Origin of the sequence: Bacillus sp. NTK074B, from assembly GCF_017303375.1 — a bacterium.
Classification (GTDB): Bacteria; Bacillota; Bacilli; order Bacillales; family Bacillaceae_B; genus Rossellomorea.
This window is the reverse complement of record NZ_JAFKOH010000011.1, coordinates 23,002-48,213: the sequence shown is the minus strand read 5'-3', so window position 1 is coordinate 48,213 and position 25,212 is coordinate 23,002. Positions and strand designations below refer to the sequence as shown.

Sequence of the window (25,212 nt, the reverse complement as noted above, 5' to 3'; positions counted from 1 at the left end):
ACGAATCATGGCGCAGGACCAAATAATCGTACAAGGAGCTAGAGCTCATAATTTAAAAAATATAGATATTAAAATCCCGCGGGATAAACTCGTTGTTTTGACGGGGCTGTCAGGGTCGGGGAAATCTTCCCTTGCCTTCGATACCATCTATGCAGAGGGACAGAGACGTTATGTCGAATCCTTATCGGCTTATGCCCGTCAGTTTCTGGGCCAGATGGATAAGCCGGACGTCGACGCCATCGAAGGATTATCCCCTGCGATTTCCATCGACCAAAAGACGACGAGCCGTAACCCCCGTTCAACAGTGGGGACGGTTACGGAAATTTATGATTACCTGAGATTGCTGTTTGCCCGGGTAGGAAAACCCATCTGCCCGAATCACGGGATTGAAATCACTTCCCAGACGATCGAACAGATGGTGGACCGGATCCTGGAATATCCTGAAAGAACCAAGCTGCAAGTCCTTGCACCTGTCGTGTCGGGCCGTAAAGGAACCCATGTGAAGACTCTTGAAGACATCAAGAAACAGGGATTCGTGAGGGTCCGTATCAATGGAGAAGTGCAGGATCTGGGTGAAGAGATTTCGTTAGAGAAAAACAAGAAACATTCCATTGAAGTGATCATTGACCGGATCGTCGTAAAAGAGGGAGTCGCGGCACGACTTTCCGATTCACTTGAAACGGCATTGCGCCTTGCGGATGGACAGGTGATCATCGATGTCATCGGGGAAGACGAGCTTCTATTCAGCGAGCATCACGCATGTCCATACTGTGGGTTCTCCATCAGTGAACTCGAACCGAGGATGTTTTCCTTCAATAGCCCTTATGGTGCATGTGTGAGTTGTGATGGACTTGGAACGAAGCTTGAGGTGGATAAGGAGCTTGTGATCCCCAATTGGGACCGTACCCTTGCTGAGCATGCCGTCGCTCCATGGGAACCGACCAGCTCACAATACTATCCCTCTCTTCTGAAGGCCGTCTGTGATCATTATGAAATTCCCATGGATATCCCTGTTAAGGATCTTCCGAAGCACCAGATGGATAAGATTCTTTATGGATCCGGTAAAGACGAGATTTACTTCCGTTACGAGAACGACTTTGGCCAAGTGAGGGAAAACTATCTTCGATTCGAAGGTGTCATCCCGAATGTGGAGCGGCGCTATCGTGAAACGAGCTCCGACTATATCAGGGAGCAGATGGAAAAGTATATGGCGCAGCAGGACTGCCCGACATGTAACGGCCACCGGTTAAAAGAAGAGAGCCTTGCGGTTAAAGTGGATTCCCTGCATATAGGAGAAGTGACGGCTTTTTCAATTGAAGAAGCGGAGCAGTTCTTCCTAAGACTTCAACTCTCTGAGAAAGATATGAAGATTGCCAACCTGATTATGAGGGAAATCAAAGAACGTCTTGGCTTCCTTGTGAATGTCGGATTGGAATACCTCACTTTGAGCAGGGCGGCCGGTACGTTATCCGGCGGAGAGGCACAGCGGATCCGTCTTGCCACTCAAATCGGTTCCCGTCTGACCGGGGTTCTTTACATTCTCGATGAACCATCCATCGGCTTGCATCAAAGGGATAATGACCGACTGATCGATACATTAAAGAATATGCGTGAAATCGGGAATACGCTGATCGTCGTTGAGCATGATGAAGATACGATGATGGCAGCGGATTATCTGATTGATATCGGGCCGGGTGCTGGTGTCCACGGAGGTGAAGTCGTGTCGGCGGGAACACCGCAGGAAGTGATGGATGATGAGAACTCATTGACAGGTCAGTATCTATCAGGTAAGAAATTCATTCCTCTTCCACAGGAAAGACGCAAACCTGATGGCCGTTATTTGGAGATCGTGGGGGCAAAGGAAAACAACTTGAACAACGTCAAGGTAAAGCTTCCCTTGGGGATCTTCACAGCCGTAACCGGCGTATCAGGATCCGGAAAAAGTACGCTGATCAATGAAATCCTGCATAAATCCCTGGCTCAGAAGCTTCATAATGCCAAGTCAAAACCAGGTGAGCATAAAGAAGTGAAGGGGATTGAACATCTTGATAAGGTCATTGACATCGATCAATCCCCGATCGGCCGTACCCCAAGGTCGAACCCGGCAACGTATACGGGGGTATTCGATGATATCCGTGATGTGTTCGCCACCACCAATGAAGCGAAAGTTCGAGGGTATAAAAAGGGGCGTTTCAGCTTTAATGTAAAAGGCGGCCGCTGTGAAGCATGTCGCGGGGACGGGATCATCAAGATTGAAATGCACTTTCTTCCCGATGTGTATGTTCCGTGTGAAGTTTGTCACGGAAAACGATACAACCGTGAAACACTTGAAGTGAAATACAAAGATAAAAATATCTCTGATGTTCTTGAGATGACAGTGGAAGATGCAGTGAAGTTCTTCGAAAACATTCCGAAGATCAAGCGTAAGCTTCAAACCATTTTTGATGTGGGACTTGGCTATATCACATTAGGGCAGCCAGCCACAACGTTATCCGGTGGGGAAGCCCAGCGTGTGAAGCTGGCCTCCGAATTGCATCGCCGTTCAACCGGTCGCTCTCTCTATATCCTGGATGAGCCGACAACAGGACTGCATGTTGATGATATCGCACGTCTCCTCGTCGTCCTTCAACGACTGGTGGAAAATGGAGATAGCGTCCTTGTCATCGAGCACAACCTCGATGTAATCAAAGCAGCCGATTACCTTGTGGACCTTGGTCCAGAAGGTGGAGACAAAGGCGGCAAAATCGTCGCAAGCGGAACCCCTGAAAAAGTAGCCGAAGTACAAGGCTCCTACACAGGAAAATACCTCAAACCCGTACTCGAACGAGATCGTGAACGGATGAAAAATAAGATCCGTGAGAGAGAAGAAGTAACTAATTGATCATGTGGGGAGATGCTTAATGCATCTCTCTTTTTGTTAAGGAATGGATCTGGAAGTAGGGATTGACTCAATCTATATTCTTGTTAGATTAGTTGGACATTTTGCGGAAATCAACAAGCTACCGGCTCATATGAAATATTCAACAGAAACCAAAACCACACCTCCATACCTACCCAAAATCAGCCTTCAGATGGAGTGAAGCACACATCACATATGTGAAAATAAGATTAGTAACAAAAGCATTGAAACTTTTCGCCCAGCGTATCGTAAATAATAGTAGAGGAGATGATGAAGATGGACACCAATAAGGTATTGTCAGCCCTATGCTATTTTAGTATATTCTTTGCCGGCTTCCTTTTTCCTTTGATCGTCTATTTCCTAACGGATAATCCATACGTGAAAAAGGATGCAAAAGCAGCATTTTTATCTCATTTATTACCGGTCATTGCGGTTCCGCTTGTGATCGCAGGTCTGGTCATGGATATGGGGGTTTTCGCCACTGGTGCGGGACTGCCTGTCTTTACCATCGTGATGATCGGTTTGGCTATATTATTCAGTGTTGTCGTCGTCATTTGGAATGTGTATAAGGGCATCAAAGTACTTTTATAATCAATAAAGGGGATGAAAGAGTATGAATGAAGAACGCAAACGCATTTTGGATATGTTGGAGAATGGAACGATTTCGGCACAGGAAGCACTGGCATTGTTAGAAGCACTCGAGAAGCAGCCGAAAACATCGAAGACAAAAGAAAAAGATTTTCTTGATGATTTTGTCTCCATCTTTCAAGACGAGAAAAAGGATGGGAAGGAGCACCATTCGGGAAATCCGAAAGATAAGCTCCTTGACTTCATGAATTCTGCATTGAATAAGATCAAGAACTTCGACTTTGATTTCCAATGGAACCAATCTGTGGAGTTGTCCCATGTTTACCAGCAGCCTAATACAGATTTTGTGAAAATTGACGTAGATGTGGCAAATGGAAAGGTGGAACTGATTCCTTGGGATGGAGAGGAAGTCCGTGTGGAATGTGAAGCCAAGGTTTATCGCACGGAAGATCATGAAGAAGCGAGAAAGCAGTTTATGGAGAATACATCCTTTGCCGTGGATGAAGATACGCTCTATTATTCGACACAATTAAAGTGGATGAAAGTGGATTCCAAGCTCTACATTCCAAAGCATCAGTATAAAAGGATTTCGGTCCGCTTATTCAATGGCGGGTTAAAAGCCGGTAATCTGGATGTTGAAGACCTTCGTTCGAAGGCGGCAAATGGGAAGATCGATATTGACCGTCTGACTTCAAAAAAAGTGGAAGTTGAAACGTCCAACGGGGCGATTACCATCAAGAACGCAAAAGCAGATCATGTAGAGGCGGAGTCCATTAATGGGAAGGTCCATGTTGAAGGGGATATTTTATACTCCGATGTTCAGTCCCTGAATGGAAACATCGTCTGTGCCCTCACAGGGGAGAAATCCGATACGATTCACGCCAAAACGGTGACGGGCAATATTGATCTATTCGTTCCAGAAAACATCAACATATCCGGAGAAGCTAAATCGAATTTCGGTAGTTTCAAGGTAGAACTGCAGGGTATTGATGTATTAGAGGAAAAAAATGAAGTGGTGCAGAAATCGATCCGTTTCAGTCGAAAAACCGACTCTCTCGATAAGCTTCATCTTTTTGCGGAAACAAAAGCAGGATCTGTCCTCATAAAAAAGCATGAACAGAAGAATGTTAATAAGGACAACGCATAAAATGAGAAAGAAGGTATAACGATGAAAAAACGATTAGCACGATCAAGGTCCGACCGGAAGCTGGCAGGAGTGATCGGTGGATTATCCCGTTATGCAGGGATTGATTCCACGATCCTGAGGGTGATTTTCATCATCCTGCTCATTCCAACGGGATTTTTCCCGCTGGGTGTCATTTATGGGTTATTGGCCTTCGTGCTGCCACATGAGGAGGAAGCCATCAGATAATGAGATGGATTATTGGAATTTTAATCAATGCAGTGATTTTTATTGCATTAGCAGGCTTTTTTGAAGGATTTGCAGTGTCGGGGATCGGGGCAGCCATCGGAGCAAGTTTTATCCTCTCCATCCTGAATGTTCTCGTGAAACCGATTTTGATCATCCTGACATTGCCGGTCACGATTTTATCACTGGGGCTGTTTCTTTTCGTCATCAATGCCGTTACATTATTACTGACGGATGGTTTGATGGGAAGCAGTTTTGAATTGTCAGGCTTCGGTATGGCATTTCTGGCATCGATCATCTTATCACTTGCCAATCTGGTGATTCAAAAAGCGGTCCTTGAGCCAATGAAAGAGAAATAAATAGAAAAGGACTCCGGTTTTCACGAGCCGGGGTTTTTTTGTGGTCCAAAACACGTTTTTTTTAGAATAAAAAGGTGGAAAGAGGTGGGGAATATTGACGGCCCGTCCACAGCAGGGAAAGGAATCACTGCCTTGAGCTAGACGGCACCTCCACCATAAAAGGATTCATGCACATGCTGCGCTTTTATTATGAGGAGACACGCCCATAAGCGGGCCTCCTTGCGCTTTTCTCCATAATTGCTAAAATAGGTTAGAGTACCGTAACGATTATGAAATATGAAGAGAGTGTAACGTGAAGGAGGAGCTACTTGTGGCAAAGGTTCGCACAAAAGATATCGTCGAGAAGTTCAATTTGGATCTTGTCGGGGGAGAAGAAGGTTTACATAGACCGATTACAACAAGTGATATTTCACGCCCCGGACTTGAAATGGCCGGGTATTTCAACTACTATCCTGCAGAACGCATTCAGTTATTAGGGAAAACGGAGCTTTCTTTCCTGGAGTTGTTAGATGAAGCAGAACGTAAGCGCAGAATGGAAGCGCTTTGTACGGATATTACCCCTGGGATCATCATTTCAAGGGATCTTGAAATTCCACCGGAGCTAGTGGAAGCATCGAATCGTTATGATGTACCTGTCATGCGTTCATCTATGAAGACGACCCGGTTTTCTTCAAGGCTGACCAATTACTTGGAAAGTAAGCTTGCTCCTACAACGGCAATCCATGGGGTTTTGGTCGACATCTATGGAGTCGGTGTCTTGATCACGGGTAAGAGCGGCGTCGGGAAGAGTGAAACGGCCCTCGAACTTGTGAAAAGAGGACACCGCCTGGTAGCAGACGATTGTGTGGAAATCCGCCAGGAAGACATGGATACACTGATCGGCAGCTCCCCTGAGTTAATAGAGCACCTTTTAGAAATCCGGGGTTTGGGCATCATCAATGTGATGACGCTGTTCGGTGCCGGAGCGGTCCGCAGTTATAAACGGATCACCCTGTGTATTAATCTTGAGATATGGGACAAAACGAAGCAGTACGATCGCCTTGGGTTGGAAGAAGAGAAAATGAGAATCATTGATACAGATATTACGAAATATACTGTACCGGTCCGTCCGGGACGAAATCTTGCCGTCATCATCGAAGTGGCTGCCATGAACTTCCGTCTGAAGCGAATGGGAGTGAATGCGGCGGAACAATTCACGAACCGTTTGGCAGATGTGATTGAAGACGGGGAAAATGAGGATATTTAAGCTTTACATACAACATAAATCGCTTTAACCATCATATGGTATCTTAATGAAAAAGGAGAGACAAAATGAACGAGAATATTACGCCAATCGATCCTATTGCCATTTCACTCGGTCCGATCCAGGTACACTGGTACGGAGTCATTATCGGACTCGGCATTGCAATAGGACTTTATTTAGTCATTGGGGAGAGCAAGCGCTTAGGTCTTCATCCCGATACCTTCATTGATTTGCTCGTGTGGGCGATTCCCATCGCCATCATATGTGCCCGTGCTTATTACGTCATTTTTGAGTGGGATCATTACTATGCCGATCACCCCGGGGATATCATAAAAGTATGGAATGGCGGGATTGCCATTCATGGTGCGTTGATTGGTTCCGTCCTGACAACCGTGGTGTTTGCCAAATTGAAAGGATTGTCCTTCTGGAAGCTGACGGATATCGCGGCACCAAGTATCATCCTCGGTCAGGCCATCGGACGCTGGGGGAACTTTGTGAATCAGGAAGCACATGGCGGAGAGGTGTCCAGGACATTTCTTGAGAATTTGATGCTGCCGGACTTCATCATCAATCAAATGTATATTGATGGCACCTATTACCACCCTACTTTCCTGTACGAAAGTCTTTGGAGTTTTGCCGGACTGATCCTGCTTCTAGTGTTAAGAAGAAAGGCGGGCTGGCTGCGACGGGGGGAGCTGTTCCTGACGTATGTCGTCTGGTATTCCATCGGTCGCTTCTTTGTGGAAGGGCTCAGAACGGACAGCCTGATGCTGGGTTCTTTCCGTTTCGCACAAGTGATTTCCATCGTGCTGATCATCGCTGCGATCGCTGTGTTCTTTTATAGAAGAAAAGCAGGTCTTGCCCAACAGGCATATGATGAGAAAACGGATACGGTGAACGCTTAACAGAAGGGGAGTAAGAAGTATGTGGATGTCATCGTTGAAAAATGGCGGAATCACAGGTTTGAAAACAACGTGGTCGTTGGGGAAAGTCATTTTTCCGATCACGTTGATCGTCTTTTTGCTGCAATACACCCCGATTCTTCCTTGGATCATGGAGAAGATTTCGCCTTTTATGAGACTTCTCGGTCTTTCTGGGGATGCAGCCATTCCTCTTGTACTTGGTAATTTCCTGAATCTGTATGCAGGAATAGGAGGGATTTTGTCCCTTGATTTAACGGTGAAGGAAGTATTCATCATTGCGGTGATGCTTTCTTTCTGTCACAATCTGTTCATCGAATCAACGGTTGCTTCAAAAGTCGGTGTTAAGATCTGGCTGATTGTTGCCGTGAGGGTCGGGCTTGGTCTCCTATCTGCCATTGTCATTAATGTAGTATGGAGCGGCGGCTCGGAGATTGCGAAATATGGGATGATGCCTCCTCAGCAGACAGAACCAAACGGATGGGGAGAAATCATCTTGATGGGCCTTGAAAAAGCAGGTTTCGGAGTCCTCCAGCTTGCTCTGATCGTCATTCCACTCATGATGATCATTCAGGTGATGAGAGACTTGAAATGGATGGACGTTTTTTCCCGATGGATGTCCCCTGCTACACGGGCGCTTGGGATGAATGAAAATACGTCTTCAACGATGGTGGCCGGACTCGTCATCGGCCTTGCCTACGGAGCCGGAGTCATGATCCAGGCGGTCAAGGAAGACGGGGTCAGCAGGAAAGATGTCACGATCGCCTTCATCTTTTTAGTGGCGTGTCACGCGGTGGTGGAGGATACATTGATTTTCCTTCCACTCGGGATCCCCGTATTGCCATTGCTTTTGATCAGACTGGTGACGGCCATTTTATTAACGATGATAGTGGCATATTTCTGGAACAAAGTCGACGCTAAGAAAGAAAAGGAGCTGCATTATGAGCAGGATTACAACAATCTTATTTGATTTGGATGGAACGCTGATCAACACGAATGATTTGATCATTTCGTCCTTCTTGCATACACTGAATCACTATTATCCTGGACAATATGAAGAAAAGGATGTCCATCCTTTCATGGGACCGCCACTTGAAGAGTCATTTGGTGGATTGAACCCGGAAAGAATGGAAGAGATGTGTGCCCACTACCGGGCCTATAATCATGAACATCATGATTCCCTTGTGACAGAGTTCGAAGGGGTTTATGAAACCGTACAGACGCTTTTTGAAAATGGATACAAATTAGCCATCGTTTCGACGAAGGTCCGTGATGTCGTGCTGAAAGGGTTGGACCTGATGAATCTGCGTCCATTCTTTGAAGTCATCATCACACTGGATGAGGTGGAGAATGCGAAGCCCCATCCAGAACCGATTGAAAAGGCGTTGATCGCTTTGGGATCTTCACCGGATGAAGCGATCATGATCGGAGACAACCACCATGATATTCTGGCCGGAAAAAATGCAGGGGTCCTGTCAGCAGGCGTGGCGTGGAGTGCAAAGGGCAGGGAGCACCTTGCCCACTACGAACCGGACTTCATGCTTGAAAACATGAAGGACTTATTAGCCATTGTTGGAGCATCGACTGCATGAGGCGGACGACCCGCTACCCTGTAGAAGGGGCAAATTCCCTCTGGCATGTGTACAAAACCGTTCCGTTCGGGAAGGTCGTCAAAAATTTCATCGTCATTCAACTGGCGAGGTATACCCCCTTTTTGGGAATGAAGAATTGGCTGTACAAGACGTTCCTGAGGATGAAAATCGGGGAGCATACGTCCTTTGCCCTCATGGTGATGCTCGATGTGATGTTTCCCGAAAAGATTTCGGTCGGACGCAACACGGTCATCGGATACAATACGACGATCCTTGCCCATGAATATTTAATCAAGGAGTACCGGTTAGGAGATGTCCAGATTGGATCAGAAGTGATGATCGGTGCCAACACGACGGTTTTGCCGGGAGTGAAAATCGGAGACGGGGCCATCGTGTCGGCGGGGACCCTTGTACATAAAGATGTTCCGGATGGTGCGTTCGTCGGGGGGAACCCGATGAGAGTCATCTATACAAAAGATGAGTTGGCAGAACGGTGGCGGGAAGATGCCATCTATGGGTTGAATAGAGAAGAATAAGGGAAAAGGCAAAGATAGAGTGAGTTCTATTTTTGTCTTTTTTTGTTTGTGAAGGCTGTTTTCGAAGAGATTGCTGCTATTTGCATATAAACTCAGATTTACGATGCTCTGTCATTTAAGTTGTGGTGCAGGAGGGTGAAGGGAACAGTCCCGCTTTCCACGGACGTTCGGCCGAGCCTCCTCAGGAAAAACCGCTTCCGGGGTCTCGGCACGCCCGTTTTCCGTAGGAGTCTACGCAGTTCCCTTCACCATCAGTTCAAAAAGAGTAAGGGACTACGAAATAAAATCAGTCACTGCAACGAATGAAAAAGCAGTGGCATACGCGATCTCTACATTTCCTTTGTGATAGTCAAACTTTTCGTCAGTTGATTCTCGCTGCAGGTGCTCGACTCCTGCGGGAAATGCTGGACAGGTGAGACCCCGCAGGCGAGGAGGCTCACCGCCAGCCCCGCGGAAAGCGAGCACCTAAAGCGGAAATCAACCGCCACTCGCTACATCAAAAAGCAACAATGTTTACGAAAAACAGCCTTTTTGAAAGAGGAGGGGATTAGCCGAATGGCAGATATATTTTGAAAACGGCAGACAAAAATAATATTTGGTAGATAACCCGACACTCCAGCAGAAAATCCCCCTCCAAACGGTTGACGAATAAAAAAAGAAACGCTACACTACAAATAACTTTAATTTATTAGCATATTAGCGAACTAAAGGATTTCTGAATAATCGAGGATTAGTAGCAATCCCTTAAATGGGGAAAAATAGTGGAATTAATACGCCAAAGGTGGTTCTTATGACTAAGTTGTTTATGTTCGAGAAGCCATTGGGAATGAGAGACACATTTCCTGACTTATATGAGATCAAAGATCAGACGAAAAAGAAGATGGAGAATGCCATGAAGCTTTGGGGCTACAAGTTTATTGAAACCCCGAGTCTTGAATACTACGAGACCGTCGGCGAGGCATCGGCGATCCTGGATCAGCAGCTGTTCAAGCTGCTGGATCAACAGGGGCATACCCTCGTGCTGAGGCCGGATATGACAGCCCCGATCGCCCGGATTGCCGCATCCAAATTATTAAAAGACGAGGCTCCGCTCAGACTTGCTTACTCGAATTCCGTATTCAGGGCACAGCAGCGGGAAGGCGGTCGACCGGCTGAATTTGAACAGGTTGGGATTGAGTGCATCGGAGACGATTCGGTCAGCGCCGATGCCGAAGTGATCGCCCTGATGGTATCAGTTTTGAAAGAAGCGGGCTTGGAGCATTTCAAGATTTCCATCGGTCATATCGGTTTTGTTCATGAGTTGTTCACTCAAATCGTGGGAACCGAGGAACGGGCGGATACGTTAAGAAGATTCTTATATGAGAAGAATTATGTCGGGTACCGTCAACATGTAAATGAGCTGGCTCTATCATCCATTGATAAAGGGCGGCTATTCCGTTTCCTGCAATTACGGGGATCCGAAGATGTACTGATTGAAGCCCACAGCCTCATGGAAGGGAAAAGAGGGCTACGGGCATTGCAGCAGCTGAACGATCTGTGGAATAGTTTAAAAGACTATGAAGTGGAGCAATATGTGAAATTCGATTTGAGCCTTGTCAGCCATATGAGCTATTATTCCGGCATCTTATTCGAAGTGTACGGGGACAATGTCGGATTTGCCATCGGAAATGGAGGACGCTACAATAAGCTGCTTGAAAAATTCGGGAAGAACTCAGGGGCGACAGGCTTCGGGTTGCGTCTGGATTATGTGCTTGAAGCCATGCAGGTGGAATTGTCTTCCACCCTGCAGCAGTGTGTGCTGTTCAGTGACGAGCGCAGGAAAGAAGCCATAAATCTAGCGCGGGACCTCAGAAATGAAGGAAAAGAAGTTGTGCTGCAGAACTGGAAAGGCGTAGGAGATGTGGATGAGTTTACGAAGGGGTTCAGCAATGTCCATTTCATAGTCGGACAAGACCGAAAAGGCGGTGAGCCATCATGAGCGCATTAACGATTGCCATGCCAAAAGGCAGGATATTCGAAGAAGCAGTGGAGCTATTAAGAAAGGCAGATTATAATCTGCCCCCTGAATTTGATGATTCGAGGAAGCTCATCATTGAAGTACCCGAGGAGAATTTGCGTTTCATCCTTGCAAAGCCCATGGATGTTCCGACGTATGTGGAACATGGGGTCGCTGATTTAGGGATTGCGGGTAAAGATGTGATGCTTGAAGAAGAGCGGGATGTTTATGAGCTGCTGGATTTGCGGATCAGCGGGTGTTACCTGGCGGTAGCGGGGCTACCTGATACGAAAATGAGCGATGTGGCACCGAAGATCGCAACCAAGTATCCAAATGTCGCTTCCTCTTATTTCCGTGAACAGGGAGAGCAGGTGGAGATCATCAAGCTAAACGGTTCCATCGAGCTTGCACCGTTAATCGGGCTGGCTGACCGCATCGTCGATATCGTTTCGACAGGTCGTACCTTGAAAGAAAACGGACTGGTGGAATACGAAACCATCGTCGGCATCACCTCCCGACTCATCGTCAATCCTGTCAGCTACCGGATGAAAGACGAAAAAATCGAAGACCTCGTCAACCGCCTCACCCGCATCATCGGGTGAGAGGGACGGACCTCTCCTGATTGAGTCAGGAAGATAGTGAAGGCAAGCATTTAAGGAGTTTTCTGGACGGATTCACGGTGGAAATCGAGGTCCGTCCCTCTAAATAGAGATTACATAGGGAAGGCAGGTCCTGATTGCAGGTCCGTCCCTCTAGAAGGCTGGTGAATTCTGTGAAGATTATTAAGGATGTTAAAGGGGCGTCGATCAAGCGCTCTGTTGATAGTGGTACGGAGGAACAGAGGAGAGCGGTTCAGGAGATTATTTCTTCTGTGCGGAAGGATGGGGATAAGGCGGTCAGAAGGTTGACAGAGAAATTCGATGGCGTTTCCCTGGATCAATATAAAGTGTCTGAGAGTGAAATAGAGGAAGCTTTCTCATCGCTGGATTCCGAGTTGATTTCGATTATCGAGGAAGCAGCGGATAATATTCGTGAATTCCATAGGGAGCAGAAGAGATCTTCTTGGTTTACAACGGATGAAAATGGCACGATGCTTGGTCAAAAACTGACTCCCCTTGATTCAGTGGGGGTTTACGTGCCCGGGGGGACGGCAGCCTATCCGTCATCCGTATTGATGAATGTACTTCCGGCAAAAGTGGCAGGAGTCGAGCGTATTACCATGGTATCTCCTCCTGGTCGTGATGGACGGTTATCTCCAGGCGTACTCGTGGCTGCGAAAGTCGCAGGGGTGGAGGAGATTTTCAAAGTCGGTGGTGCACAAGCAGTAGCGGCACTGGCATATGGAACGGAATCGATCACACCTGTAGATAAAATAACGGGACCCGGGAACATCTACGTCGCATTGGCGAAACGGGAAGTGTTCGGTGATGTGGATATCGATATGATTGCCGGTCCGAGTGAAATCGTGATTTTAGCAGATGAACATCAACGGGCCGATGAAATTGCAGCAGATCTGCTTTCACAGGCAGAGCATGATGTAATGGCGTCTGCCGTCCTGGTGACGAATTCATCCACACTTGCCGAGGAAGTATCCGCTCAGGTTGAACAGCAGCTGACGTCGCTCCCCCGTGAAGAGATCGCACGTCAATCCATCACGAATTTCGGTCGCATCTATGTGACGGGAGCTATTGAGGACGGAATTGAACTTGTCAATGAGCTGGCGGCGGAGCATCTGGAAATCCTGACGGAGAAGCCCTTCGAAACGATGGCCAAAATCCGCCATGCCGGAGCGATCTTCCTGGGACGATATAGCTCGGAGCCGGTCGGGGATTATTTCGCAGGTCCGAATCATGTGCTGCCGACGAACGGGACAGCCCGTTTCTCCAGTCCGTTGAATGTGGACGAATTCATGAAAAAGACGAGTGTGATTTCATACAGTGAAACAGCACTGCAGAAAAATTACGGAAAAATCGCGAAGCTTGCCCGGTTAGAAGGCCTCGAGGCCCATGCAAGGGCAGTCGAGATACGATTCGATAAAGAGAAATAGGGAAGAGGGACGGACCTCCCCAGGGAAGGTCCGTCCCTCCAAATAAAGGAGGACATCATGGTGAGAAGTGCAGAGATTGTGCGCAAGACGAATGAGACAGATATTCGGTTGAGCTTTGGAATTGATGGGGAAGGGAACTCAAAGATCGAGACGGGGGTCCCGTTTATGAGTCATATGCTGGATTTGTTCACGAAGCATGGACAATTCAATTGTACAATAGATGCGAATGGGGATACGGAGGTCGATGATCACCATACGACAGAGGATATCGGAATCTGTTTGGGGCAGGCATTACTGGAGTCTCTTGGAGACAAGAAAGGCATCAGGCGTTACGGATCCGCCATGGTCCCAATGGATGAAGCCCTCGCTCAGGTAGTGGTGGATCTGAGTAACCGTCCACACCTTGAATTCCGTGCAGAACTTCCAAGCCGGAAAGTCGGTACCTTCGATACGGAGCTCGTCCATGAATTCCTTTGGAAGCTTGCCCTTGAAGCCCGGATGAACCTGCATGTCATCGTTCATTACGGCCACAACACCCACCATATCATTGAAGCGATCTTTAAGGCCCTCGGCCGTGCACTGGATGAAGCAACGACGATCGATCCCCGTGTCAAAGGGATTCCGTCTACGAAGGGAATGTTATAATTCATGATCGGTATTGTGGATTATGGAATGGGGAATCTGTTCAGCGTCAGTAAAGCATTGGAACGCTTGAACGTCCCTTACTTCATCAGTGATGTACAAGAAGAATTACTAAAGGCGGACGGGTTGATTTTACCGGGGGTCGGGGCATTTAAAGATGCCATGAACCTCCTTGAAAGCACCGACTTGAAAGAAACCATCCTGACATTCGCCGAAAGCGGGAAGCCGCTTCTTGGCATTTGCTTAGGCATGCAGCTTTTGTTTGAAGAAAGCAAGGAGAATGGGACGACGAAGGGGTTATCCCTGATGCCCGGGCAGGTTCTTCATATCCCGAAAGAAGACGGTCAGGGACATTCCTTTAAGGTCCCCCACATGGGGTGGAATTTCCTGCACTTTGGGAAAAAAACTCCCCTTTTAGAAGGATTGACAGAAGGCTATGTATACTTCGTCCATTCTTATTACGTACACGAAGGATCAAAAGACGTAATTGCGGCAAGCGCTGATTATGCAGGAGTCCAAATCCCGGCCGTAGTGAGCCGGGATAATATATACGGCATGCAGTTCCATCCGGAAAAAAGCGGTGAGCTCGGCATGCAGCTGTTAGAAAACTTTACAAAAAGGGTGAAGGAGGCGGTCTCATGAGTTTTACGATTTATCCAGCCATCGATATGCGGGGCGGAAAGTGTGTCCGTCTCGTTCAGGGAGATTATAATCAAGAAACGGTGTATGGTGACTCTCCCTTTGACATGGCGAAGAAATTCGCTGATGAAGGAGCGGAATGGATTCATATGGTGGATCTGGACGGAGCGAAGGAAGGCTCTAGGATAAACGATGAATTCGTCATTGCCGTTGCGGAAAAACTCCAAGCAAAGGTTCAAATCGGAGGGGGTATACGCTCCAAAGAAGATATCGAACATTATTTGAACCGGGGTGTCGACCGAGTGATCATTGGCAGCATCGCCGTTTCAAACACAGAGATGGTAAAGGAATGGCTGGTGGAGTACGGGGATAAGATTGCCATCGGACTTGATGCAAAGGATGGCTATGTGGCCACTCACGGCTGGCTGGAAACATCGGCCCTTAAAGCCGTTGATCTTGGAAAAGAATTAGCGTCTGCCGGAGCCGAAACGTTCATCTTTACCGATATTGCCACAGACGGAATGCTATCTGGTCCCAATGTAGAAGCGGTAGTGGATCTTGCTGTACAAACGGGGAAATCAGTGATTGCGTCTGGAGGCATTAGTTCACTGGAAGACCTGAAGACATTAAAGCAATACGAATCCCGGGGCGTTTCCGGTGCCATTTGCGGGAAATCGATCTATACAGGGAAGTTCACTGTGAGTGAGGCCGTAAAAGAGGTGAAGTCATGTTAACGAAACGGATCGTTCCCTGCCTGGATGTGAAGGACGGCAGGGTGGTAAAAGGGATTCAGTTTGTGGAACTCCGCGATGCAGGGGATCCTGTTGAGCTTGCGAAAGTCTATGATGAGCAGGGGGCGGATGAGCTAGTATTCCTCGATATTTCTGCTTCTCACGAAGGCCGTAAGACAATGGTGGAGGTCGTTCAGCATGTGGCTGCGGAACTGGCAATTCCCTTTACCGTCGGCGGTGGAATTAATTCAGTGGAGGATATGAAGGCGATCCTCCGGGCGGGGGCAGATAAGGTGTCCCTTAACACAGCCGCCGTACTCCGGCCCGGACTTGTCCGTGAAGGAGCCGATTATTTCGGATCGCAATGCATCGTCGTGGCGATTGATGCCAAGTACGATGAAGGAAGCAAAGGGTGGAAGGTATATACCCACGGCGGAAGAAAGCTGAAAGATCTTGATGCCGTGGAGTGGGCGAAAGAAGTGGAGTCCCTCGGTGCGGGGGAAATCCTGCTCACCAGCATGGACAGTGATGGAGAGAAGAAAGGGTTCAATCTGGCTCTGACGAAGGCAGTCAGCGAAGCCGTATCGATTCCTGTGATCGCTTCAGGCGGAGCAGGGAATGCCGCTCACTTCAAAGATGTGTTTACAGAAGGCAAAGCCGATGCGGCACTTGCAGCCTCCATCTTCCATTATAAAGAAACGAGTGTAGAAGAAGTAAAGAGTTATTTAAGAGAGCAGGAGGTGCACGTACGATGACCAATAATGATTGGACTACATCCGTGAAGTACGATGATAAAGGACTGGTGCCTGCTGTCATCCAGGATGCTGAAACAAAGGATGTCCTGACACTGGCATATATGAACGAAACGTCTTTAAAGAAAACCGTTGAAACAGGGGAAACCTGGTTTTATTCCCGTTCACGGCAAGAGCTCTGGCACAAAGGGGAAACAAGCGGCAACACCCAAAGAGTCAAGAGTATTACGTGGGATTGCGATCGTGATGCCCTTCTTGTCCTGGTGGATAAGAAAGGGCCTGCCTGCCATAAAGGGGAAGAAAGCTGTTTTCATGAAAATGTACATGGTGAGGAGAGCTCAGCAGCAGAGAACATTCTCCTGACTCTGGAAAAACTCATTGAAAATCGTGAAATCGAGCGGCCGGAAGGAGCCTACACTACTTACCTATTTGAAGAAGGGGTAGATAAGATCCTTAAAAAGGTAGGCGAAGAAGCATCAGAAGTAATCATCGCAGCGAAAAACAGGGACAGTGAAGAACTGAAATGGGAAGTCGCAGACCTTTTCTACCACGTACTCGTCCTTCTAAGAGAACAAAAACTTCCACTCGAAGACGTGCTGGGCGTCCTCGTGGAGCGTCATAATAAATAACACCCTTGAGGGACGGACCTTCGCGCACGCGTGAAGGTAAGTCCCTCAAAATATGGTAGTTTAGTACGGGGGGATTGTATGATATACTACTGTAGTTATACTATGAACGTTTCGGAGGACTTTGATGAGAAAAGGGTCAAAATTAAGTAGTGAAGAAGCGAAAGTGTTGTCTTTTGTCCCTACAGGTGAATATTACTACAATAAAGGGATGAAAGCTTATCAACGTCGTGAGCTTAAGAAATCGTTAAAATATTTAAATAGAGCATTTCAATTAGAACCGATCGAACCGATGATTGCCTGTCAATTATCGATTGTGTATACAGAGCTTGGGGAATACAAGCGTTCCAATGATTTACTGCATAATATACTGGAGGATCTGGATCCCCGTATGTCGGAATGCCATTACTTCTTAGCCAATAATTATGCCCACCTAGGCTTATTTAAAGAGGCATATGTACAGGTCTCTACTTATTTGGAGAAAGAAGAATACGGTGAATTCGTCGAGGATGCTGAGGACTTGTTGGAGCTTCTTGAGCTTGATTCCGATTTGATTGTGGACGATTTATATGAGCATGATGAGCTCATCGGCCAGCAGGAAAAAGCGAGGGAGCTCCTCGAATCCGGTCACTTCCAGAAGGCTGTGGATACTTTGCAGGACGTCATCCGGGATTATCCTGAATTCTGGTCGGCCTATAATAATCTGGCACTAGCCTACTTCTATTTAGGGGAAGTGGATAAAGCGTCGGCGACACTGGAAGAGGTCCTGGAGAATAATCCGGGGAATCTTCATGCTCTGTGCAATACGGCCGTCTTTTATTTCTATCAAAAGCGCCATGAGGAGCTGGATGAATTGATTCAGGGGCTCGAGAAGGTCCGTCCCTTGCTTCATGAGCACCGCTATAAGCTCGGGGCGACGTTCGCCCTCATCGGTCATTCAAAGAAAGCGTATGGATGGTTGAAATATCTTCAGAAGATCGGCTTTGAAGGCGATGCGAGCTTTTATTACTGGTTGTCCTACTCTGCCCATGAGACCGGTCACGGAGATACAGCCCGTACAGCGTGGAAAAAGGTATTGGAATTCAACCCTGAAAAAGAAGGACAGGAGCCTTGGAATGATCAGAATAAAGCTGAGGGCTTTGAAAATCACGTCACATCGATACTAAAGAAGCTTCAAAGTGACTATACCGAGGAAAAATTATTCGGTCTTTTCCTGACGTCCATCTCTGACAATCAGAGGGCCATCCTCACTCACGCAGATTTTTGCGATGTAGAGGATTTGTCCATTGTGGAGAAAGTATATCTCGCCCAGGTGTTGAACAGCAATGGGAATAGTTCGATCAAGGTGAATCAGGAAATCCAGAACATGCATGAAGTCGCCCTGCACCTTTACGGAAAACACCGGCCGATTACAACCGTGGAATCCGGCCTGTTCCTTATGTGGTTCACGATTGCCTACCGGGGAATCAAAGAACGTGAAACCTTCAAGAATGCAAAAGCGTTCGCAGCGGCCACGGAATTCGTCTGGAATCGCCTGAGAAACGAGAAGATCACCAAGAAGCAGGTGTGCGACCGGTTCAATGTATCCGCAAGTACCCTGACAAAATATATCGCAGTCGTGGAAAGTTACCTTCCTTGAGCATATTTTTGGCGATATGCCGCCAATTTTTATAGGATAGGTGTAGGAAGTTAATACTATAGATGGAAGGCTAAGCACCATTACAACCTCTAACCATAGTATTTAAATAAAGAATTTGCTTACGACTGATCGGAAGGAGAATGTCATTATGTCTGAAGAAAAAATTTATGATGTAATCATCGTAGGTGCAGGCCCTGCAGGAATGACTGCAGCCGTTTATACGTCACGTGCGAGTCTATCAACGCTTATGCTTGAAAGAGGAGTGCCGGGCGGACAAATGGCGAATACGGAAGAAGTGGAGAATTATCCAGGGTTCGACCATATTCTTGGACCTGACCTTTCTAATAAAATGTTTGATCATGCAAAGAAATTCGGAGCGGAGTACGCATACGGAGACATCAAGGAAATCGTGGACGGTGAGGATTTCAAAATCGTCAAAACCGGTTCTAAAGAATTCAAGGCCCGTGCAGTCATCATCACAACGGGTGCAGAATATAAGAAAATCGGTGTCCCTGGGGAAAAAGAACTTGGTGGACGCGGGGTTTCTTATTGTGCCGTATGTGACGGAGCATTCTTTAAAGGAAAAGACCTTGTTGTAGTGGGTGGAGGAGACTCTGCCGTAGAAGAAGGGGTTTACCTGACAAGGTTCGCTAACAAAGTGACGATCGTTCACCGCCGTGACGAGCTTCGCGCCCAAAAGATCCTGCAACAGCGCGCGTTTGATAACGAGAAAGTGGATTTCATCTGGAATCACACCATAAAGGAAATCAACGACAAAGACGGTAAAGTGGGAAGTGTGACTCTTGTATCCACTGAAAACGGGGAAGAAACAGATTTCCAGGCGGATGGTGTCTTCATCTATATCGGAATGCTTCCATTGACGAAGCCTTTCGCAAACCTTGGAATCATCAACTCCGAAGGTTACATTGAAACGAACGAACAAATGGAAACGAAGGTTCCTGGAATCTTTGCAGCCGGCGATGTTCGTGAAAAACAACTGCGTCAAATCGTGACAGCGACAGGTGACGGCAGTATCGCCGCTCAAACAGCTCAGCATTATATCGAAGAGCTGAAAGAAAAAGTCAAAAACGGTTAATGTAAGAAAGCCTTACGAAAGGGATTCCTTCGTAAGGCTTTTTTATGGTTCTATAATATTTGTCGGGGTGCTTATACATTTTGAAGACATAAAAAAAGCACGTAATCGCCCAGTCTTTTATACTTGAATTGTTGAGAAACGTGTAAAGCTTGGAGATACGGCAGCCAGTGAAAAAAGACTCGGAATCCCAACCTGAGTAGAAAATAGACGAGCACCAATCCCATTCACGATCATTTCCAAAAATAAACAGGGTTACAACCCTCCCAACAGGGAATAACGACTATTATGAAAGTCATCTCAGTTTATTTCGGAAGGTCGGATCAACAATGAAAGGTATGAAATTTGCAGGTATCGCCGTCATAATTTCCCTTATCCCCATCGTTTATTTCAGTTTTTTTGCGGATGAGACAGAGTCGTCCTCCAAAAAGCGCGTCATTGCATTAGGGGATTCACTCACTTATGGATATGGTGATAAAAAGGATTCAGGTTATATCGGACGTTTAGAAGAAAAGGTGAATAAAGAACATACGAAGATGTCCTATAACTTCCAAAACCTTGGAGTACCGGGTCAGCAGTCAGATGAACTCCTTGCACAAATCGTTAAGCCGGACGTGGCCGAGGATCTGAGTGAAGCGGACGTATATATCATCAACATTGGAACCAATGATTTAATCAAGAACAATGGTGGAGATCTGTTCCCTTTGCATCATGACGAAATCATGGATGCAAAAAAAGACTATCTTGATCATCTGGATAAAATCCTGAATATTGTCGGGACAGCAAGCAAACAAGCGGATATCATTGTGTTGGGGCTGTACAATCCATATCCAGATAAAGACAGCGATAAAATCGAAGCGTATGTGGACGATTGGAATAAGTCCATGATGAAAGAAGCGAAGTCACATGAGAACGTAAAATACGTTTCAACAAACCCTTTATTTAAAGGGAAGTCCAAAGAGGTTTACTTTCATGACTCCCTTCACCCCAATGGGAAAGGCTACGAGTTAATTGCAGACGAGATCATGAGGAACTATGACTTTTAACCTGTGTATTGACAGGATTCGTGGGCATTCGAGGGGATTTGTAAATTTCTCTTGGAAACATTAACATTCCGTAATACCGTTTTAAATCTGTTGTAACACTAGTGAAACAATTTTCGGGTAATATAGAAAATAAGAAATTGACCCCCTTTTAAGTAATAAATCCCGTAGACGACACAGGAATCGCCTGTGTCTATTTTTTTTGCCTTTTTTCCTGTTCCAATGATTCAGAGGTCCTGTACCAATCTTGTGGAATACCTTCCACTGTCAAAACCTGTCCGGATATATTCCGATTTCATTCGACAATCTCATCAACAAGCGGAGACATTGTAGCTTGTCTACAATCATAGTATAATGTAAGGAATGAGATAGACTGTAAATGGGATGGATGCATAGATCACTCCCGAATCATCAAGATTGAGGTGAAGGTAGTGCAACGTGTCACAAATTGTTTATATCTAGATGGAGACAAGGTGCTCCTTCTCCAAAAGCCGAGACGGAACTGGTGGGTCGCTCCAGGTGGAAAGATGGAGTCGGGTGAATCGATCAGGGATGCCGTCATTCGAGAGTATCGTGAGGAAACGGGGATTTACTTAAAAAATCCTGATTTAAAAGGCGTCTTTACATTCATCATCAAAGATGGCGATCAAATCGTTTCTGAGTGGATGATGTTCTCCTTCTTCGCAACAGAAGCGGATGGAGTCAATCTACAGGAATCAGAAGAAGGCAAGATCAAATGGCATCCGATTGAAGAGATCAAGAATTTGCCGATGGCTGAAGGAGATTATCATATTCTGGACTACCTTTTACACGGAAAGAATACGATTTATGGAACGTTTACGTATACTCCCGATTTTAAATTATTGTCTTATCGACTGGATCCGAGTTAAAAAACGAACGTTTATATAGAACATTATGATAAAGGTGGGGGAAGAGTATGAGTACAGGTTCTACAAACGAGGTTCAATTGGTCATCATAACAGGGATGTCCGGAGCCGGCAAAACCGTAGCGATTCAGAGCTTTGAGGATTTAGGGTTCTTCTGTGTGGACAATCTGCCACCCACTCTTCTGCCAAAGTTTTTGGAACTGATGAAAGAGTCCGGTAATAAAATGAATAAGGTCGCCCTCGTCATGGACTTGAGGGGAAGGGAATTCTTTGATCATTTATTCAAAGCATTGGACGAATTGGCGGAAACCTCATGGGTCTCACCGCAGATCCTTTATTTGGACGCAGATGATGCTTCCCTTGTCAGACGATATAAGGAAACGCGCCGTTCCCATCCTCTGGCGCCTTCAGGTTTACCCCTTGAAGGAATCCGTCAGGAGAGAGAGCTGCTTGAGGAATTAAAAGGTCGTGCTCAATTAATTTATACAACATCAACGATGAAGCCGCGTGAGCTTCGGGAAAAGATTCTAACTGAATTCTCGGTGAACAAGAAGACGATTTTCACGGTGAACGTCGTATCATTCGGTTTTAAGCACGGTCTCCCCATCGATGCCGATCTGGTGTTTGATGTACGCTTCCTCCCAAACCCTCATTATATCGATCATATGAGACCGAAAACGGGATTGGATGAAGAAGTGTCCACCTATGTGTTGAAATGGAATGAGACGAATAAATTCATCGAAAAGGTAACCGATCTACTGTCGTTCATGCTTCCCCAATACAAGCGGGAAGGCAAGAGCCAGCTTGTCGTGGCGATTGGATGCACAGGCGGGCAACATCGTTCGGTTGCGCTTGCAGAGTATCTTGGACATCATTTTGGAAAAGACTATCAAACAAAAATTTCTCATCGAGACATTCAGAAGAGAAAGGGTCTAACAACATGACACATACACCAAAGGTCGTCGTGATCGGGGGAGGAACCGGCTTGCCGGTCCTGCTCAGGGGATTAAAACGACACCCGATTGACATATCGGCTATTGTCACCGTTGCTGATGATGGAGGCAGTTCCGGCCGTTTGCGGGACAGTTTGGATATTCCGCCTCCGGGAGATATACGGAATGTCCTGGCTGCTCTTTCAGAAGTAGAGCCACTGGTTGAACAAATGTTTCAGCACCGCTTTGAAACGACGAATGAGCTTTCCGGTCATGCCCTGGGGAACCTTATCATCGCGGCCCTCGCTTCTATAACAGGAGACTTTGTCCACGCGATCCAGGAAATGAGCAGGGTATTGAATGTGAAGGGGAAGGTTCTCCCGTCGGCGAATCAGAGTGTCATCCTTAAAGCGGAAATGGAGGATGGGACGATTGTGACGGGAGAGTCCGCCATCCCTAAAGCCGGGAAGAAGATCAAGCGTGTCTTCCTGAAGCCGGACAGCATAAAGGCATTAGGCGAAACCCTGCGAGCCATCAAGGAAGCCGATCTAATTGTGATGGGACCGGGAAGCCTTTATACTAGTATATTACCGAATCTACTTGTCCCCGGGATTGGTGAAGCAGTATGCAGAGCGGAAGCGAAGAAAATGTATATCTGCAACATCATGACACAGGCAGGGGAAACACTGGATTATTCCGCAAGCGACCACGTTAAAGCATTGTATGATCATCTGGAGACGCCGAGCATCGATTATATCCTGGTGAATAAAAAGCAGGTACCTGAAGAGGTGCAGGCCCGATATGATGAAGAACAGGCGAGTCCCGTCCACTTTGATGTGGATAAATTGATGTCTATGGGGCTGGAAGTGATCGCGGAAGAAATTCTCTCTTATGACAACCATCTTGTTCGTCATAATACAGAGAAGGTCGCGGATATCATTTATTCTTATCTGAAAGAATCAACAATCTGACACAGTAACAAAAATTTCTTGTGTATAAGGTTGTGCAAGCGTTTGCTAGGAGGTGATGGGGATGTCGTTTGCGTCCGAAACAAAAAAAGAGCTGACTAATATTGAAGTGAAGGATTGCTGTGCGAGTGCAGAGCTGTCCGCATTGATTCGAATGAATGGTTCATTGTCCTTCTCGAATCAAATGCTCGTGGTCAATATTCAAACTGAAAATGCCGCCATTGCCAGAAGAATCTATACATTGATCAAAAAAGGGTACGACACCCCGGTAGAGCTTCTGGTACGAAAAAAGATGCGGCTGAAGAAGAACAATGTCTATATTGTACGAATCAAAGAAGATACAAAGATGATCCTCGAGGACTTGAAAATACTGGGTGAACATTTCACCTTTATTCATAATATATCCGAAGACCTGATCAAGAAGAAATGCTGCAGGCGCTCGTATTTAAGGGGAGCGTTCCTTGCAGGAGGTTCGGTCAACAATCCGGAAACCTCATCGTATCATTTAGAAATTTTTTCACTCTATTCAGAACACAACGAGGCGTTGTCCGAGCTCATGAATTCCTTCGGGTTGAACAGTAAGACCCTTGAAAGGAAAAAGGGATTTATTACGTATTTGAAAGAAGCAGAGAAAATCACGGAATTCCTGAATATCATAGGTGCTCATAATGCTCTCCTTCGATTCGAGGATGTCCGGATTGTCCGGGATATGAGAAATTCCGTCAATCGTCTGGTGAATTGTGAGACGGCTAACTTGAATAAAACCATTGGTGCAGCTTTAAGGCAGGTTGAGAATATCAAGTTTATCGAAAAACATGTAGGATTACAGGTTTTACCCGATAAATTAAGGGAAATCGCCGAGCTGCGTGTGAATTATCAAGATGTTACATTGAAAGAACTTGGGGAAATGGTGTCAGGCGGAACCATTAGTAAATCAGGTATTAATCACCGCTTACGGAAAATCGATCAGCTTGCAGAGAAGTTAAGAGCAGGAGAAAAGCTGAATACCTAATTAAGGACAAAGGGGAGAAATGATCATGGTGGAAAAACAAGTGGAAGTGAAATTGAAGACAGGTCTTCAAGCAAGGCCGGCAGCATTATTCGTACAGGAGGCAAACCGTTTCTCATCCGAAATCTTCTTAGAAAAGGATGGGAAGAAGGTCAATGCGAAAAGCATCATGGGCCTAATGAGCCTGGCCATCTCCACCGGCTCTGCCATCACATTAGTAGCAGACGGAAGCGACGAAGAAGAAGCCCTCGTAGCCCTCGAAGGATTCGTCCAAAAAGAAGCATAACATCAACTTCACAAAAAGCCGATGACCGGGGAGTGGTCATCGGTTTTTTTGTATGTTGCTATACAACCTAAGTGTATTCATTCGTAAAGAGGTATTTTGAAATATTCTGATTCAAAAATAGGTCATAGAATAAGAATTTTGAGGTGCATACATTAGAATCGACTATCTCTTTTTCATTATTTTTATAATATTCAGAGGGTAGACACAGAGTGGATTGGAGCGGAAGGTACTTGACTCCTGAGGGAATAGAGGAAAGCAAGTACCTGTAGCGGAAAGGAACGGTCCAATTTTCGAGAAAATTCTCATTTAGCTTGTACATACATATGACAAAAATTAAAAAATAATCAACTAATCCATTCGAACCTTTTTTCCAATTATTTCACATCGTTATTGGATGTCTTTGCATTTTTCTGATA

At 46.3% G+C, this 25,212-nt stretch carries 26 protein-coding genes; all 26 read left to right on the top strand.

What is annotated here, in order from left to right:
- Positions 1–7 precede the first annotated feature (7 nt).
- The 26 genes from uvrA to JI667_RS17135 all read left to right on the top strand — a co-directional run bounded on the left by uvrA (position 8) and on the right by JI667_RS17135 (position 24,796).
- Positions 8–2,881 (top strand): excinuclease ABC subunit UvrA, encoded by a 2,874-nt coding sequence (gene uvrA / locus JI667_RS17260; RefSeq protein WP_206857431.1) that lies wholly within the window; start codon positions 8–10, stop codon positions 2,879–2,881.
- 294 nt (positions 2,882–3,175) lie between these two features.
- Positions 3,176–3,490 (top strand): DUF4870 domain-containing protein, encoded by a 315-nt coding sequence (locus tag JI667_RS17255; protein WP_206857430.1) that lies wholly within the window; start codon positions 3,176–3,178, stop codon positions 3,488–3,490.
- A 22-nt stretch (positions 3,491–3,512) separates the two neighbouring features.
- Entirely contained in the window at positions 3,513–4,634 is a 1,122-nt protein-coding gene (locus JI667_RS17250; protein ID WP_206857429.1) for a DUF4097 family beta strand repeat-containing protein, read from the top strand.
- A gap of 21 nt (positions 4,635–4,655) precedes the next feature.
- A complete protein-coding gene (locus tag JI667_RS17245) occupies positions 4,656–4,859 on the top strand; it encodes a PspC domain-containing protein (protein WP_206857428.1) in 204 nt (67 codons plus the stop codon).
- The gene (locus JI667_RS17240) at positions 4,859–5,215 is read left to right on the top strand and encodes a phage holin family protein (protein ID WP_206857427.1); all 357 of its coding nucleotides are present in this window, start codon (positions 4,859–4,861) and stop codon (positions 5,213–5,215) included. Before JI667_RS17245 ends, JI667_RS17240 begins: the two co-directional genes overlap by 1 nt.
- A 310-nt stretch (positions 5,216–5,525) precedes the next feature.
- The gene (gene hprK / locus JI667_RS17235; protein WP_206857426.1) at positions 5,526–6,461 is read left to right on the top strand and encodes an HPr(Ser) kinase/phosphatase; all 936 of its coding nucleotides are present in this window, start codon (positions 5,526–5,528) and stop codon (positions 6,459–6,461) included.
- A 65-nt stretch (positions 6,462–6,526) separates the two neighbouring features.
- The gene (gene lgt / locus JI667_RS17230; protein ID WP_206857425.1) at positions 6,527–7,363 is read left to right on the top strand and encodes a prolipoprotein diacylglyceryl transferase; all 837 of its coding nucleotides are present in this window, start codon (positions 6,527–6,529) and stop codon (positions 7,361–7,363) included.
- Positions 7,364–7,382: 19 nt separating this feature from the next.
- The gene (locus JI667_RS17225) at positions 7,383–8,348 is read left to right on the top strand and encodes a nucleoside recognition domain-containing protein (protein WP_206857424.1); all 966 of its coding nucleotides are present in this window, start codon (positions 7,383–7,385) and stop codon (positions 8,346–8,348) included.
- The gene (gene ppaX / locus JI667_RS17220) at positions 8,320–8,970 is read left to right on the top strand and encodes a pyrophosphatase PpaX (protein WP_206857423.1); all 651 of its coding nucleotides are present in this window, start codon (positions 8,320–8,322) and stop codon (positions 8,968–8,970) included. Before JI667_RS17225 ends, ppaX begins: the two co-directional genes overlap by 29 nt.
- On the top strand, positions 8,967–9,506 hold the full coding sequence (locus JI667_RS17215; protein ID WP_206857421.1) for an acyltransferase: 540 nt from the start codon (positions 8,967–8,969) through the stop codon (positions 9,504–9,506). Before ppaX ends, JI667_RS17215 begins: the two co-directional genes overlap by 4 nt.
- A gap of 790 nt (positions 9,507–10,296) precedes the next feature.
- Entirely contained in the window at positions 10,297–11,484 is a 1,188-nt protein-coding gene (locus JI667_RS17210; protein ID WP_206857419.1) for an ATP phosphoribosyltransferase regulatory subunit, read from the top strand.
- On the top strand, positions 11,481–12,104 hold the full coding sequence (hisG, locus tag JI667_RS17205; protein ID WP_211201330.1) for an ATP phosphoribosyltransferase: 624 nt from the start codon (positions 11,481–11,483) through the stop codon (positions 12,102–12,104). The genes JI667_RS17210 and hisG overlap by 4 nt, the downstream gene beginning before the upstream one ends.
- 170 nt (positions 12,105–12,274) lie before the next feature.
- Positions 12,275–13,549: a histidinol dehydrogenase gene (gene hisD, locus JI667_RS17200; protein WP_206857417.1), complete on the top strand. Its 1,275-nt coding sequence runs from the start codon at positions 12,275–12,277 to the stop codon at positions 13,547–13,549.
- A gap of 60 nt (positions 13,550–13,609) precedes the next feature.
- Positions 13,610–14,194 (top strand): imidazoleglycerol-phosphate dehydratase HisB, encoded by a 585-nt coding sequence (hisB, locus tag JI667_RS17195; RefSeq protein ID WP_206857544.1) that lies wholly within the window; start codon positions 13,610–13,612, stop codon positions 14,192–14,194.
- A 3-nt stretch (positions 14,195–14,197) separates the two neighbouring features.
- The gene (gene hisH / locus JI667_RS17190; RefSeq protein WP_206857415.1) at positions 14,198–14,833 is read left to right on the top strand and encodes an imidazole glycerol phosphate synthase subunit HisH; all 636 of its coding nucleotides are present in this window, start codon (positions 14,198–14,200) and stop codon (positions 14,831–14,833) included.
- The gene (gene hisA, locus JI667_RS17185) at positions 14,830–15,564 is read left to right on the top strand and encodes a 1-(5-phosphoribosyl)-5-[(5-phosphoribosylamino)methylideneamino]imidazole-4-carboxamide isomerase (RefSeq protein WP_206857413.1); all 735 of its coding nucleotides are present in this window, start codon (positions 14,830–14,832) and stop codon (positions 15,562–15,564) included. The genes hisH and hisA overlap by 4 nt, the downstream gene beginning before the upstream one ends.
- Positions 15,558–16,316, top strand: a complete 759-nt coding sequence (gene hisF / locus JI667_RS17180) for an imidazole glycerol phosphate synthase subunit HisF (protein WP_206857411.1) — start codon at positions 15,558–15,560, stop codon at positions 16,314–16,316. Before hisA ends, hisF begins: the two co-directional genes overlap by 7 nt.
- Complete coding sequence (gene hisIE, locus JI667_RS17175) at positions 16,313–16,942, top strand: bifunctional phosphoribosyl-AMP cyclohydrolase/phosphoribosyl-ATP diphosphatase HisIE (protein ID WP_206857408.1); 630 nt, start codon at positions 16,313–16,315, stop codon at positions 16,940–16,942. The genes hisF and hisIE overlap by 4 nt, the downstream gene beginning before the upstream one ends.
- A gap of 124 nt (positions 16,943–17,066) precedes the next feature.
- A complete protein-coding gene (locus tag JI667_RS17170; RefSeq protein ID WP_206857406.1) occupies positions 17,067–18,578 on the top strand; it encodes a tetratricopeptide repeat protein in 1,512 nt (503 codons plus the stop codon).
- A gap of 148 nt (positions 18,579–18,726) precedes the next feature.
- Positions 18,727–19,674, top strand: a complete 948-nt coding sequence (gene trxB / locus JI667_RS17165) for a thioredoxin-disulfide reductase (RefSeq protein ID WP_034764251.1) — start codon at positions 18,727–18,729, stop codon at positions 19,672–19,674.
- Between the two features lie 326 nt (positions 19,675–20,000).
- Entirely contained in the window at positions 20,001–20,717 is a 717-nt protein-coding gene (locus tag JI667_RS17160) for a GDSL-type esterase/lipase family protein (RefSeq protein ID WP_206857392.1), read from the top strand.
- 428 nt (positions 20,718–21,145) lie between these two features.
- The gene (locus JI667_RS17155; RefSeq protein WP_206857391.1) at positions 21,146–21,604 is read left to right on the top strand and encodes an 8-oxo-dGTP diphosphatase; all 459 of its coding nucleotides are present in this window, start codon (positions 21,146–21,148) and stop codon (positions 21,602–21,604) included.
- A gap of 47 nt (positions 21,605–21,651) precedes the next feature.
- The gene (gene rapZ / locus JI667_RS17150) at positions 21,652–22,545 is read left to right on the top strand and encodes an RNase adapter RapZ (protein WP_206857390.1); all 894 of its coding nucleotides are present in this window, start codon (positions 21,652–21,654) and stop codon (positions 22,543–22,545) included.
- A complete protein-coding gene (locus tag JI667_RS17145) occupies positions 22,542–23,504 on the top strand; it encodes a gluconeogenesis factor YvcK family protein (protein WP_206857389.1) in 963 nt (320 codons plus the stop codon). Before rapZ ends, JI667_RS17145 begins: the two co-directional genes overlap by 4 nt.
- Positions 23,505–23,565: 61 nt before the next feature.
- On the top strand, positions 23,566–24,513 hold the full coding sequence (gene whiA / locus JI667_RS17140) for a DNA-binding protein WhiA (protein WP_206857388.1): 948 nt from the start codon (positions 23,566–23,568) through the stop codon (positions 24,511–24,513).
- A gap of 25 nt (positions 24,514–24,538) precedes the next feature.
- Positions 24,539–24,796 (top strand): HPr family phosphocarrier protein, encoded by a 258-nt coding sequence (locus JI667_RS17135; protein WP_060672665.1) that lies wholly within the window; start codon positions 24,539–24,541, stop codon positions 24,794–24,796.
- Positions 24,797–25,212 lie beyond the last annotated feature (416 nt).